12 protein-coding genes are annotated in these 12,096 nt (G+C 56.7%); 10 read left to right on the forward strand and 2 right to left on the reverse strand.

Annotated elements, in window-relative coordinates:
- Positions 1-110 precede the first annotated feature (110 nt).
- From ACH3PB_RS17210 to ACH3PB_RS17240, 7 genes are read left to right on the forward strand one after another with little or no spacing between them, the layout of a single operon-like run.
- Complete coding sequence (locus tag ACH3PB_RS17210; protein ID WP_416396673.1) at positions 111-1,049, forward strand: acyl-CoA desaturase; 939 nt, start codon at positions 111-113, stop codon at positions 1,047-1,049.
- Positions 1,046-2,392 (forward strand): NAD(P)/FAD-dependent oxidoreductase, encoded by a 1,347-nt coding sequence (locus ACH3PB_RS17215; RefSeq protein WP_416396674.1) that lies wholly within the window; start codon positions 1,046-1,048, stop codon positions 2,390-2,392. The genes ACH3PB_RS17210 and ACH3PB_RS17215 overlap by 4 nt, the downstream gene beginning before the upstream one ends.
- Before the next feature lie 4 nt (positions 2,393-2,396).
- Positions 2,397-3,284, forward strand: coding sequence for a DUF1365 domain-containing protein (locus tag ACH3PB_RS17220; protein WP_416396675.1), 888 nt, complete (start codon positions 2,397-2,399; stop codon positions 3,282-3,284).
- A complete protein-coding gene (locus tag ACH3PB_RS17225; RefSeq protein ID WP_416396676.1) occupies positions 3,277-4,536 on the forward strand; it encodes a class I SAM-dependent methyltransferase in 1,260 nt (419 codons plus the stop codon). The genes ACH3PB_RS17220 and ACH3PB_RS17225 overlap by 8 nt, the downstream gene beginning before the upstream one ends.
- The gene (locus ACH3PB_RS17230; RefSeq protein WP_416396677.1) at positions 4,533-5,321 is read left to right on the forward strand and encodes a DUF1295 domain-containing protein; all 789 of its coding nucleotides are present in this window, start codon (positions 4,533-4,535) and stop codon (positions 5,319-5,321) included. The genes ACH3PB_RS17225 and ACH3PB_RS17230 overlap by 4 nt, the downstream gene beginning before the upstream one ends.
- Positions 5,318-6,349 carry an SAM-dependent methyltransferase gene (locus ACH3PB_RS17235; protein WP_416396678.1) on the forward strand — a complete coding sequence of 344 codons (1,032 nt, stop codon included), beginning with the start codon at positions 5,318-5,320 and terminating at the stop codon, positions 6,347-6,349. Before ACH3PB_RS17230 ends, ACH3PB_RS17235 begins: the two co-directional genes overlap by 4 nt.
- Positions 6,350-6,358: 9 nt before the next feature.
- Positions 6,359-7,795 (forward strand): sensor histidine kinase, encoded by a 1,437-nt coding sequence (locus tag ACH3PB_RS17240; protein ID WP_416396679.1) that lies wholly within the window; start codon positions 6,359-6,361, stop codon positions 7,793-7,795.
- Here ACH3PB_RS17240 and ACH3PB_RS17245 read toward each other — a convergent pair.
- Positions 7,792-8,508 (reverse strand): response regulator transcription factor, encoded by a 717-nt coding sequence (locus ACH3PB_RS17245; RefSeq protein ID WP_416396680.1) that lies wholly within the window; start codon positions 8,506-8,508, stop codon positions 7,792-7,794. The two genes, ACH3PB_RS17240 and ACH3PB_RS17245, sit on opposite strands and share 4 nt — an antisense overlap.
- Before the next feature lie 195 nt (positions 8,509-8,703).
- Between ACH3PB_RS17245 and zwf the strand changes: the two genes are divergently transcribed.
- A complete protein-coding gene (gene zwf, locus ACH3PB_RS17250; protein WP_416396681.1) occupies positions 8,704-10,215 on the forward strand; it encodes a glucose-6-phosphate dehydrogenase in 1,512 nt (503 codons plus the stop codon).
- A gap of 2 nt (positions 10,216-10,217) precedes the next feature.
- A complete protein-coding gene (pgl, locus tag ACH3PB_RS17255) occupies positions 10,218-10,958 on the forward strand; it encodes a 6-phosphogluconolactonase (RefSeq protein ID WP_416396682.1) in 741 nt (246 codons plus the stop codon).
- Between the two features lie 54 nt (positions 10,959-11,012).
- Here pgl and ACH3PB_RS17260 read toward each other — a convergent pair whose 3' ends face one another.
- A complete protein-coding gene (locus ACH3PB_RS17260; RefSeq protein WP_416396683.1) occupies positions 11,013-11,402 on the reverse strand; it encodes a hypothetical protein in 390 nt (129 codons plus the stop codon).
- A gap of 195 nt (positions 11,403-11,597) precedes the next feature.
- On the opposite strand from ACH3PB_RS17260, the gene ACH3PB_RS17265 reads away from it, so the two are divergent.
- Positions 11,598-12,071: a CC0125/CC1285 family lipoprotein gene (locus ACH3PB_RS17265; protein ID WP_416396684.1), complete on the forward strand. Its 474-nt coding sequence runs from the start codon at positions 11,598-11,600 to the stop codon at positions 12,069-12,071.
- Positions 12,072-12,096 lie beyond the last annotated feature (25 nt).

A 12,096-nucleotide genomic window follows, 5' to 3' on the forward strand; every position in this document is an offset into this window, starting at 1 on the left:
CCAGCCTGCCGGGTTTTCACATCGCGTTCACGCCGACTCGGATAGACTCTTTGGACGATGAAACAGAATATAGAAATAGTTTCAAACGCCTTCGAGAAAAGCGACCTGCCATGAATAGAGTCATTACATCGGTCTGCAACTACTTCGACAACGAGCATAAGCTGCTGTCAGTCGATCAGAGCGATCACTCCGTCGACTGGCATCGCATAATCCCATTCCTCTTTCTGCATCTGGCCTGTCTCGGGGTGTTACTCGTGGGATGGTCGCCGGTGGCCGTGGCTATCGCCGTGGGCAGCTACCTGATTCGCATGTTCGCGATCACTGCCTTCTTTCATCGCTACTTCTCACACAAGTCATTCAGCACGTCTCGGACGGTCCAGTTCGTGTTTGCCTTCCTGGGCACCGCAGCGACCCAGCGGGGCCCGCTCTGGTGGGCTGCACATCATCGAGCCCACCATCGCACGGCCGACACCGAAAATGATGTGCACTCGCCGCTCAAAGGATTCTGGTACAGCCACTGCGGCTGGTTTCTCAGTGGGGCCCATTTCGCGACACGACAGGAATTGATCAAGGATTTTGCGAGCTTTCCGGAACTGAGGTGGCTCGACCGTTTCGATATGGCCGTTGCTGCCATCTTCGGCACCAGCCTGTGGTTGCTCGGCGAAGCGCTGGCCTGGCTCGCGCCTGAGCTGGGCACAAACGGTTGGCAGCTGCTTGTATGGGCTTACTTCATTTCCACTGTCGTGCTGATTCACGCCACGCTGAGTATCAATTCACTGGCCCATTGGTGGGGACGAAGGCGATATGACACCAGGGATGATTCCCGAAATAACTTCCTGCTGGCGCTTATCACGCTTGGGGAAGGCTGGCATAACAATCATCACCATTATGCGGGCAGCGCACGCCAGGGATTCTTTTGGTGGGAGCTGGATATCAGCTATCTGATTCTCAAGATGCTGTCGTGGACAGGATTGGTCTGGAATCTCAAGCCTGTCCCTGACCGCAAGAAGTTTGCCCATCAACCGGTTCGCGGAGCACAACAACGATGAGATCCAGTTACATCAAGCCTCTGGCGCGTCAGTCGGTGTCTGGTCAGAAAATTGCCATTATCGGGGCTGGCGTCTCAGGCCTGACCTGCGCCTTTTATCTAGCCGAGCAGAATGACGTGACCGTTTACGAAGCCGGCAGTTACCTCGGTGGCCATACTGACACCCATGAGTTGACTGTGGATGGAAAATCCATCGCTGTCGATTCAGGTTTCATTGTATTCAACGAGTACAACTATACCGGCTTCACCGAGCTATTGAGTGCGCTTGGTGTCGAAAGTCAGCGCAGCGATATGAGCTTCAGCGTGGTCAATGAAGAAAGCGGACTTGAATATGGCGCCGCTGGTCTGGCCAGGCTCTTTGCCCAGAAGCGTAATCTGCTGAGGCCGGATTTTTATCGGATGCTGAGGGACATCGTTCGGTTCTATCGTGAAGCGCCTACGCTGCTGAACAACGCTAATGAAACCGAACTGTCGCTTGGTGAATATCTTTCGCGCGAACGCTACAGCCAGGTCTTCATCGAGAACCATATCCTGCCAATGGCCAGTGCGCTCTGGTCGGCCAGCACGCAGTCGATTCTGGCGTTTCCCGCCGGTTATTTCGTCGCATTCATGAATAATCATCAGATGCTCAATCTCAACATCCGGCCCGAGTGGCGCGTGGTGAAGGGCGGCTCTGCGAGTTATGTGAAGGCACTAAGCGCCCAGTGTAACGCCACCTTCCATTGCAATAGGCAGGTGGTAGATGTTTCACGCCGCGAGTCCGGTGGGGCCAGTGTGCGTACGGCCCACGGCACAGTGGAAGATTTCGACCAGGTTATTTTCGCCTGCCACAGTGATCAGGCGCTCGCCTGTCTGTCGTCGCCGAGTCTGGCGGAGCGTGAGGTGCTCGGCGCAATTCGCTACCAGCCCAACCAGGCCCTGGTGCATACCGATGTCTCGGTATTGCCTGCCAGACGCAATGCGTGGTCGAGCTGGAACGTCCGCATCGACAGGGGCAGCCAGAGAGACTGCCGAGTGAGCTATTGGATGAACCTCCTGCAGAACATCCGCAGTGAAACCCAGTTCATAGTCAGTCTCAACATGGCAGACTGCATAGATCCTGCAAAAGTCCTTGCCGAGCGACATTACAGTCACCCGGTCTATGATGCCGGCGCGATTGCCGCTCAAGGGCGACGAAGCGAGATCAACGGCACAGATGGCATCTGGTACGCTGGCGCCTACTGGGGCTGGGGTTTCCACGAAGATGGCGTACGCAGCGCGCTCGACGTCATTGACGGGCTCGGTCATCAGCAGTCCAGTCGCCCTGAGGCCCGTAAAGTGGACCTCGGCGCCAATGCAGCCTGACCGCATGGTTAGTCCTCCTGCCATGATGGCTAGCGGGCGAATGATGCATCGCCGCTTCGAGCCGCGTGAGCATCGCTTCAGCTATCGTTTGAGTTGGTGCTGGCTTGATCTTGACGCAACGGCGCAGCTCAACCGGCTCCCGTTCTGGGCAGCGGACGGCCGTAGTCTGTGGCAGCGCCTGGCCCTGGTGCAGTTCAGGCAGTCCGATTATTTCTGGCCAGAAAATGAAAACACCCAAACAGCAGACAAAGCAGCGCCACTCAAGCAGCGTTTGCTCAGCTGGATTGCCGCACATCCGAACGGTAGTGATCTCGACATCGCTCGTGTTGTGCTCTGCGGGCAGCTCCGCCAGTGGGGTTACTGCTTCAATCCGGTAGTGTTCTTCGTGTGCTACGACGCGGCTGACCAGATCATCGCAATTGTTTCCGAGATCACCAACACGCCATGGAACGAACGCCACGCTTACCTGCACAGGGTGGATGGGCAGCACCCAATGCGCATGCGCTTCAGTTTCAGCAAGGCTTTTCATGTATCGCCGTTCATGCCGATGAACCAGCGCTATGAATGGCGCTTTGCCGTGAGTGAGTCAGTATTCGCAGTCCATATGAATTTGTGGGAAGACGACGCCGAGACGGTGGAAGAAGCCGCGAAAAGCAGACGCGTCTTCGATGCGTCCATGCAGCTCGCACTTCAGCCGCTTACCGCTGCCCGTGCCTTCCGCCAACCACTGGTTTATCCAATGCAGACCGCCGGCGTAGTGCTCGCGATCTACTGGCAGGCCTTGCGCCTGTATCTGAAACGAGTGCCCTTCTTCTCCAATCCGCACACCCGCAAGGCTGTAGTTGAGAGTGAAGGCATACAGGCTGTACATCAGGGAGTACCTCATGATTGATACCATCGTAACGAACCAGGCGACTGTCCCATCTGGGCTTGCGCGCTATTTCTTCTTCAAATTGCTCCAACGGATCAGCTTTGGTGAGCTTCGTGTCATCGAACGGCTTGCGGACGGCCAGGAGCAGTTGACGGTGGTAGGTGAGGCGGCAGCGACACCGGTCGGGTCGATCACGCTCAGCATTCTCGACAATCGCTGCTTCGGTCTGATCATGCTCGGTGGTGTCAACGGCGCTGCCGAAGCCTTCATGAACGGCTATTGGTCCACGGACGACCTGCCAGGTCTTATGCGCCTGATGCTACGCAACCGTACTGCCATGGACAGCATGGATTCACTATTCTCCAGGGTCAGCCGTAAATCTGCCGAAGTCTGGCACGCCATGCGCAAAAACACGCTATCCGGCTCACGCAAGAACATCAGCGCTCACTACGATCTTGGCAACGACTTCTTCAGGCTTTTTCTCGATGAACGCATGATGTATTCATCGGCCCATTTCGCGCAGCCGGAGCTGAGCGATGCAGCGGCCAGCGCGCACCTGTCTGAAGCCAGCGCCGACAAGCTCGACAGGATTTGCCGAGCGCTGGATCTCCAGTCGAGCGACCATCTGCTTGAAATTGGCACAGGCTGGGGCGGCATGGCCGTTTATGCCGCTGAACACTTCGGCTGCCGTGTGACCACGACAACCATCTCCAACGAGCAATTTACAGCAGCGAAGGCCCTTGTTGCCGAGCATGGCCTCGAGGACCGCGTGACTGTGCTGTGTGAAGACTATCGGGACCTCACCGGCAGCTTCGACAAACTGGTGTCGATAGAAATGGTCGAGGCCGTCGGGCATCAGTTCGTCGATGGCTATTTCGCCTGCATTGAAAAGCTGCTCAAGCCGGGTGGTACTGCCGTGCTGCAGGCCATCACCATTGAAGACTGGCGTTATGAGGCAGCAGTCCATTCGGTTGACTTCATCAAGCGCTACATCTTCCCCGGCAGTTTCATCCCCTGTCCAAGTGTGCTCATAAACAGCGCAGCCACATCGGGCTTGCGTCTGCAGCGTTTCGACGACTTCGGCCTGAGCTATGCCGCTACCATACAAGCCTGGGCCTATCGTTTCCGCAACGCACTGGATGACGTACGTCGTCAGGGTTTCGATGAGCGCTTCATCCGCATGTGGTTCTTCTACCTCGCCTACTGTGAAGGTGGCTTCAAGGAGCGCAGCATTTCTGTTGCGCATCTGACCTGGGAGAAGCCTGCCTCATGAATGGGCTACCAGATTACTCGGCCCTGTGGTTGATCCCCGCGATCATGCTGCCCATCTTCCTGATTGGCTGGGTCGTTCAGCTGAAGACGAGGAATGCCAGCTGGGTCGATGTGATCTGGGCGCTCGGCGTGGCCGCCTGTGGTGTGCTTGCAGCCGTGCTTGGTGGCGGTGATCCCGCGTTGAGGCTGCTTATAGGCGCTATCTATCTGCTCTGGTTCGGCCGGCTTGGCTGGCACCTGCTGACGCGGGTCGTGAATGATGAAGATGAAGACGGTCGTTACGCGCATATGCGGCAGTGGGCCGGCGGCAAGGCGCCATTGATATTTCTGCTGTTTTACATCATGCAGGCCAGCTGGGTCAGTATCTTCACACTGCCGGCCGTGGTCATCGCCAACGGTGCCTTACCTCCAGTCTGGGCAATCGTAGGGGGGCTGACCCTGATCGTGGTGGCCTGGCTGGGTGAATCGCTTGCCGACAGGCAGCTAGCGGCCTTCAAGCGCGAGTCAGGCAACAAGGGCAAGACCTGCCGCAAAGGTCTATGGCGCTATTCCCGGCACCCGAACTATTTCTTCGAGTGGCTGCAGTGGTTCGGCTACCCACTGCTGGGGCTGCATGCGGTCTATGGCGATCTACTGTGGTTCGCGCCGCTCATCGTCTTCATCTTCCTGTACTACGTCACCGGTATTCCTTTCACAGAGCAACAGGCTGTACGCAGTCGCGGTGAGGACTACCGGCGTTACCAACGCAACACATCGATGTTTTTCCCCTGGAGTCCCAAGACATGAACGTGATCAAACTTGCAGAAGATGGCTGGTTGCCCGATTCAATGATCCGCTTCGGCATACGTCGCCTGTGCGTCGACCGGCTCAAGACGGAGAGGCGTCTGCTCGAAAACAGTCAGAATCATTTTCAGCAGCGTCTGCAAAGCCTGCGTGAAAGCCCGATAGCCATTGAGACGGAGGCGGCAAACACACAGCACTACGAGGTGCCGGCCAGCTTCTATGAACATGTCCTCGGCAGGCATCTGAAATACAGTGCCTGCCTGTTCAACACGCCGGACGACAGCCTCGACGAGGCTGAGCAGGCCATGCTGGCGCTCTATTGCGACCGAGCTGGACTCGAGAACGGCCATCGCATACTCGATCTCGGTTGCGGCTGGGGCTCACTGAGTCTGTTCATGGCCGCACGTTATCCTGAGTCCCGAGTCACAGGCGTCTCGAACTCCTCGTCTCAGCGCAACCACATCATGGCGCAGGCGCGTCTGAGGGGGCTTCGGAATATCGAGATCATCACCTGCGACGTCAATGAACTTGATTTGGAGAAAGGTTTATTCGATCGAGTCGTCTCAGTCGAGATGCTCGAGCACGTCAGGAACTACCAGAATCTGTTTGAGCGAATCAGTGAGTGGTTGTCCGACGACGGTCTTTTCTTCGCCCATATCTTTTGTCATCAGGAGCTGATGTACCCATTTGAAGCTGAAGGCAGCAGCAACTGGATGGGTCGTCATTTCTTCACCGGCGGGTTGATGCCTGCTCTGGATACCTTCAGTCACTTCAACGATCATCTGGTCCTCGAAGAGCAGTGGCAGGTGAACGGTATGAACTATGCCTACACCGCCGAACGCTGGCTTCAGAACCTTGATCGGAATCGCGTCGACATCGAAAGGGCTTTCCTGGACACACTTGGACCGAAAGAGGCTACAGTGTGGATACAGCGCTGGCGAATGTTCTTCATGGCCTGCGCAGAACTCTTTGGGTATAACGATGGCAATGAGTGGCTGGTCGGTCATTATCTGTTCTGCAAGCGAAGCTGAGGCAGCGCGATGGGCACTCTGGGATTTGCCCGGGTCATGTCCGCAGTGAGAAGCCCCGCTCGGCTTACCGCAAAGTCTGCGCATGAAGGTATACAGCGCCGGCTCATCAAGGTGTTTGCCCTGCAGGCTGCGCTCGTCAGTGCGGCAACGATGCTAGGTGTGTATACCGCGTACATTGTCGCCGAGCAGGTGCTGGTTCGGCAGGCACTGGAAGGTGAGGCTGCTCACTTTCGTGAAATGCGTGAAGCAAATCCTGACTTTCAGCTGCCCTATACCCAGAATATGCGTGTGTATCTGAAGACGATGGCGCCGGAGCCGGCCTTTGGCGATCTTGCACCGTCTGTCGAAGACCCGACCGCCGAGGCCGAGGTGCCTGCCGAACTGGCGAAGCTGGAGCCGGGCTATGGTCGGGTTGAATTACATGGCCGGGAGCCGCTGGTGCTTGTGACCGATGAAGGCAATCAACGGCTCTATCTCGTTTTCAGAGAGGACCAGATTTCCAAGCTCGCCTTCTTCTTCGGTGTAGCCCCCCTTACTCTGGTGCTCATTCTCATCTATACCGCATCCTGGTTTACGTTTCGGCAGTCGCAGCGCGTAATTTCGCCGGTCAGCAATCTGGCGCGGCTTGTCGAAGACTCCACCCGGGGCGATGCAGGCTCACTGGGCGAAGTCATTCAGGCCTGCCGTGGTGAAAATGCCGACATCGACAGCCTGGTGCAGGCGCTGACCCACTATTCTGAACGCATCGCAGGCTTTATTACCCGGGAGCGAAACTTCACTCGCGATGCCTCACATGAGCTGCGTACACCACTGAGCGTGATCAAGGCCTGCGTCGATGTGTTGCAGCAGCCTGGCGCGAATCCCGAACGCAATCCGGAGCTGATACAGCGCATACGGGATACGGTTCTGCAAATGGAGGGCATCATCGAGACCCTGCTGCGTCTGGCGCGTGAGTCGGATGTTATCCGGGCCGACGGTATCAAGGGCGAGCAGGCACTGGTGGATGTCGGTGCGGTCATTCGATCTGTCCTGCAGCAGACACAAAAGGCGCTCAAGGCAGAGCACATCGAGGTGCGTGTCCATGAGCAGGCTCAGCTGACGCTGATGGCAGAAGAAACCGCCTTGCGTATCATTTTCGGCAACTTGCTTAAAAACGCCCTCACTTACTCTGCTGGTGCCCCGGCTGGCTCAGCCAGCATCGAAGTGACCATCGGCCGCGATCGAGTCGTTATAGCCGATAGCGGTGTAGGCATGAGTCAGGCGCAAATGGAGAGAGCCTTCGAGCCTTTCTATCGGGTGAGGGATGAACGTTCTGCTGAGGGGCTGGCTACCGGCTACGGTCTGGGACTATCGATCGTTTCCGGCCTATGCAGTCGCTTTGGTTACCGACTCGATGCGGAAAGCGCTGAGGGAGAGGGCACGACCATGACAATTCATTTCAGCTAATCACTATCGGGCTGGATCAGCCGGATACCAAATCCCTGTCGAGTCTCGATCATGGCTGTATCGAATGGCTTATCAACGACCTGACGAAGCTGATAGAGGTGGCTTCGCAGGGTATCGCTATCCGGTAACGCGTCTCCCCAGATCTCCTGCTCAAGATTTTCCTTGGCGATGAAGCCAGGCGTCTGTCGCGCAAGCGTCAGCAGGATTCGATAGCCTGTCGGCGTCAGTTTCAGCGCTGCGCCCGCTCTCGAGACACTCTGAGCGCGTACATCGATGCGTAGCTCGCCGATCTCGATCGGTTTTTGATCCAGCGCACCGGACTGGCGTCTGGTCATTGCCAGCAGTCTTGCCTGCAACTCCGGCAAGTCGAATGGCTTGACCAGGTAGTCGTCAGCGCCTGCTTCGAAGCCCTTCAGCTTATCTTCCAGCGAGTCCCGGGCAGTCAGCATCAGGATCGGCACTGTTATGCCCACGTCCTTGCGCAGGCGCTCGCATACATCAAGGCCACTCAGGCCAGGCAACATGACATCGAGAATGATCACGTCGTAGCGGTTGGTCCTGGCCAGATGCAGGCCGGTTGCACCTTCGGCCGAATAATCGATTACGAATCCGGCGTTTTCGAGGAACAGACAGACAGTCTGCGCAAGCGCCAGATGATCCTCGACCAGAAGTACCCGGGGGGCGGCGCGCGATCCTGATCCGATTGACGACATGACGGGCTGTAACCTGTACTTGTGCAGCGCCAGGGGGGCGCGCTTCGGGGGCGTAACTACAACTTGGCTCGGGCGTAGGCAAGGCCTTCAGCGATGTTGCATACTTGATGAAAGATATACCAGATCGAGCTGGTGACGCAATTTCATCCCGGAGGCCAAGACGGCACCCGGAACCGACACAGCAAGGACTCAGTCATGCAGAATTCTCCCGCGCTGCCCTGCGATATCGTACTCTTCGGCGGGCTAGGCGACCTGGCCCAACGAAAGCTCGTTCCGGCCCTGTTTCAGCTGGACCAGTTTGGTCTCCTGCACAGTAGTGCCAGAATCCTCGTCATGGCCCGCAGGGCCATGACTACCGATGCCTATAAGACTCACACGCTGAAGCGCTGGGAAAATATGTCCACCTCGCTCACTGATGAGCAGCGTAATGATCAGAAGGCGCTTGATGCCTTTTTCAGCAAAGTGCAATACAGCGCGCTCGACTTTCAGACGCCTGAAGGATACGACGCCATCGTCGAGTGGTTGAAGGCGCGGCCCGCATCCGGTGAAGGCGATCAGCCGGTGCCCCAGGTCTACTATCTGGCAACGCCGCCCTCTGTCTATGGCGACATCTGCTGCCAGCTCGACAAAGCCGGGTGCATTACCGATCAGAGCAGGATCGTTGTGGAAAAGCCTATCGGGCACGATCTCGAAAGCTCCTGCGAAATCAACGAACAACTCGCTACCTTTTTTGATGAACGACAGATTTTCCGCATAGATCATTATCTCGGCAAGGAGACGGTTCAGAACCTGATCGCGCTGCGCTTTGCGAATAATCTCTTTGCCAGCCAGTGGAACCACGAACAGATCAGCCACGTCGAGATTACCGTGGCTGAAAAGGTCGGTATCGAAGGCCGCTGGAGCTACTTTGACAAAGCGGGTCAGCTCAAGGACATGGTGCAGAACCATCTTCTGCAGGTACTTTGCCTGATAGCCATGGACCCACCGGCCGAACTCAGCGCCGACTGTATCCGCGACGAGAAACTGAAGGTTCTTAAAGCCCTGCGGCCGATCAGCCCGAACCAGATCGGCACGCATATTGTGACCGGGCAATATACCGCCGGCACCATAGAGGGTGAGCGTGTGCCTGGCTATCTCGAAGAAGACGGAGCCATTGCACACAGTAATACTGAAACCTTCATTGCGCTGAAGGTGGAGATCGACAACTGGCGCTGGGCGGGCGTGCCGTTCTACATGCGCACCGGCAAGCGCATGCCGCTGAAATCTTCCGAGATCGTCATTCATTTCAAACCTGCACCGCATTATATTTTCGACCCTGACCAGAAGCACATGCTTGGCAACAAGCTCATCATCAGACTGCAGCCTGATGAAGGCATTTCCCTGCGAATGCTCACGAAAGACCAGGGGCTGGACAAGGGTATGCGTCTGCATGAAGGTGTGCTGGAGCTGACTTTTTCCGAGGTCTTCAAGTCGCAGCGTACCCAAAGCGCGTACGAGCGGCTCCTATGGGAAATCATCAAGGGCGACCAGTATCTTTTCGTGCGGCGTGACGAAGTGGCGAACGCCTGGCGCTGGGTGGATAGTCTGGTCGAGACGCTTACCCAGGCCAACGTGAAACCGAAGCGGTACAGCGCAGGCAGCTGGGGGCCCGTGGCCTCGATCGCCATGATCGCTATGGATGGACTGACCTGGTATGAGGACGCATGACTATGACACAAGTTATTGAAACAGGCTCGAACGGTACTATTGAACTGCCAGAAACGGCCAACTTTGGTGAGTTTCCAGACGCGGAGCAGCTCGTCGGAGCCCTTGCGGCCAAGGTGGCCAAGGTGCTGACTGCGGCCATACAGGCCAATGGTTCAGCTACCCTGGCGGTGTCTGGTGGATCAACACCGATACCGTTTTTCGAGGCGCTCAATCAGATGCCCCTGCAGTGGGACAAGGTCCAGATATTGCTTGTTGACGAGCGTTTCGTGCCGACATCTGACGACGCATCGAACACCCGTCTGGTAAGACACCACTTGCTGAAGAACCACGCGAGACAGGCAAAGCTGATCGAGGTTGCTGTTGACGCAGCTGATGCTGTAGCGGCTGCTGAGGAAACTAACAGCCGCTACGCAGAACTGCATTGGCCGCTCGACTGCTGCGTACTGGGTATGGGGAACGATGGTCACACAGCCTCGCTGTTTCCAGGCTCGCCACAATTGGCGATGGCCTGTAGCGAGGATACAACTCGCTACTGTTGCATGGCAGAGCCCACCGGCGCGCCACATGCCAGGATTACCCTGACCTTGCCGAAGATACGATCAGCCAATGCGCTGATACTGCATATTGCCGGCGCCGCCAAGCTGGACACATTGCGTGAGGCGCTGGACGGGATGGCTCAGCCGGAGCTGATGCCTATCAGATATGTGCTCAACAGGCCGCTGAGCATTTTCTGGACGCCATAAACAAACAGTGTCCCGAAAGGGACACTGTTCTTCTTCAGACTGCACGGTTCTTCTTTAAACCGCGCGGTACTCAACCCGGTTGTCGTGCATCACGATACGCGTACGGCCGGACAGCCAGTCCCGATCCTGCGGCGAAATGACGTACAAGGCCGCAATCAGCGCAAAATAGACGCCAAACAGATAGCTGTAACTGAAGGTGGCTATGGCCACGAAGATCAGCCCAAGCACCGTCAGAAAGAAGCGCAGGCTCGCTGTCTCGAGCGGCGCTACATCCGCCAGCTTCTGCATCGATACCATCAGTTTTGCGCAGCAGAACACGCTGAGTGTGAACACGAACAGCAGCAGTATGCTCGCGCCGGAGAAGCCCTGGAACACACAGTTGATCAGCGCGAAAATAACGGCTATCAAGGTGAGTCTGCCAGGAAATTTATCGGTAGTTTGCATGTAACGATCCCGTTTACGGTAGTGGTTTCAGGAAGAGGAAGGGCGCCGGGCCCGCTGTGCCGAAAGTATACCAGCTGGCTTTACAGGGTGCCGAGCACGTCGTATTAAATTCGATTCAGACATTGTAGAATCCGCCAACCCTGAACGCAGCCAAGCGTCTTTCAGGTCTGCACCCGGCATCGCCAGAGGTATGGTTTGCATAGAATATCGCGTCTCCTGTCACAAAAATGGTTCCTGGTTCTCAAAGCGTCGGCCCTGGTTGCGGCACTTGGAATACTGGGTGCGTGTTCAGCGCTTGGAGAACTCGATGAGCTACCGCCTTACCAGGCGCTGGAGGGTGAAGATCCGGTCGGCTACTTTTCCTCGCAGACCGGCGAGAACCTGTTCGAAGTCGGTTTTCAATCAGATCGCAGGCTGTCGTTCGAGCAGGTTGAAGCCTACGCCCTGCAGCGGGCCGGCGAGATTGCAGTGGCCAATGGTGCAAGTGGCTTCGATGTGCTGGCGCGAGAATGCGGTGAGTCCGAGCTTCAGCGCGATATGCCAGCGATGCAGTCAAGCTTGTCCCAGTTACAACCCACGGCAAGTACACTGATGCCGCAGCACACCATGGTTTTCAAGCTCAGAAGCTGTCGGCTCGCCGTCAGATTACTCGGCGCTAGCGACGAATAAGACGCCCGCAGCCTCGTTCCTCCCA

It is taken from the genome of Allohahella sp. A8, assembly GCF_047946665.1.
GTDB lineage: Bacteria > Pseudomonadota > Gammaproteobacteria > Pseudomonadales > Oleiphilaceae > Allohahella.

Coding starts and splice junctions, on each gene's coding strand:
- ACH3PB_RS17210 (WP_416396673.1), top strand. CDS start 111: ATGAATAGAGTCATTACATCGGTCTGCAACTACTTCGACAACGAGCAT.
- ACH3PB_RS17215 (WP_416396674.1), top strand. CDS start 1,046: ATGAGATCCAGTTACATCAAGCCTCTGGCGCGTCAGTCGGTGTCTGGT.
- ACH3PB_RS17220 (WP_416396675.1), top strand. CDS start 2,397: ATGGTTAGTCCTCCTGCCATGATGGCTAGCGGGCGAATGATGCATCGC.
- ACH3PB_RS17225 (WP_416396676.1), top strand. CDS start 3,277: ATGATTGATACCATCGTAACGAACCAGGCGACTGTCCCATCTGGGCTT.
- ACH3PB_RS17230 (WP_416396677.1), top strand. CDS start 4,533: ATGAATGGGCTACCAGATTACTCGGCCCTGTGGTTGATCCCCGCGATC.
- ACH3PB_RS17235 (WP_416396678.1), top strand. CDS start 5,318: ATGAACGTGATCAAACTTGCAGAAGATGGCTGGTTGCCCGATTCAATG.
- ACH3PB_RS17240 (WP_416396679.1), top strand. CDS start 6,359: ATGGGCACTCTGGGATTTGCCCGGGTCATGTCCGCAGTGAGAAGCCCC.
- ACH3PB_RS17245 (WP_416396680.1), bottom strand. CDS start 8,508: ATGTCGTCAATCGGATCAGGATCGCGCGCCGCCCCCCGGGTACTTCTG.
- zwf (WP_416396681.1), top strand. CDS start 8,704: ATGCAGAATTCTCCCGCGCTGCCCTGCGATATCGTACTCTTCGGCGGG.
- pgl (WP_416396682.1), top strand. CDS start 10,218: ATGACACAAGTTATTGAAACAGGCTCGAACGGTACTATTGAACTGCCA.
- ACH3PB_RS17260 (WP_416396683.1), bottom strand. CDS start 11,402: ATGCAAACTACCGATAAATTTCCTGGCAGACTCACCTTGATAGCCGTT.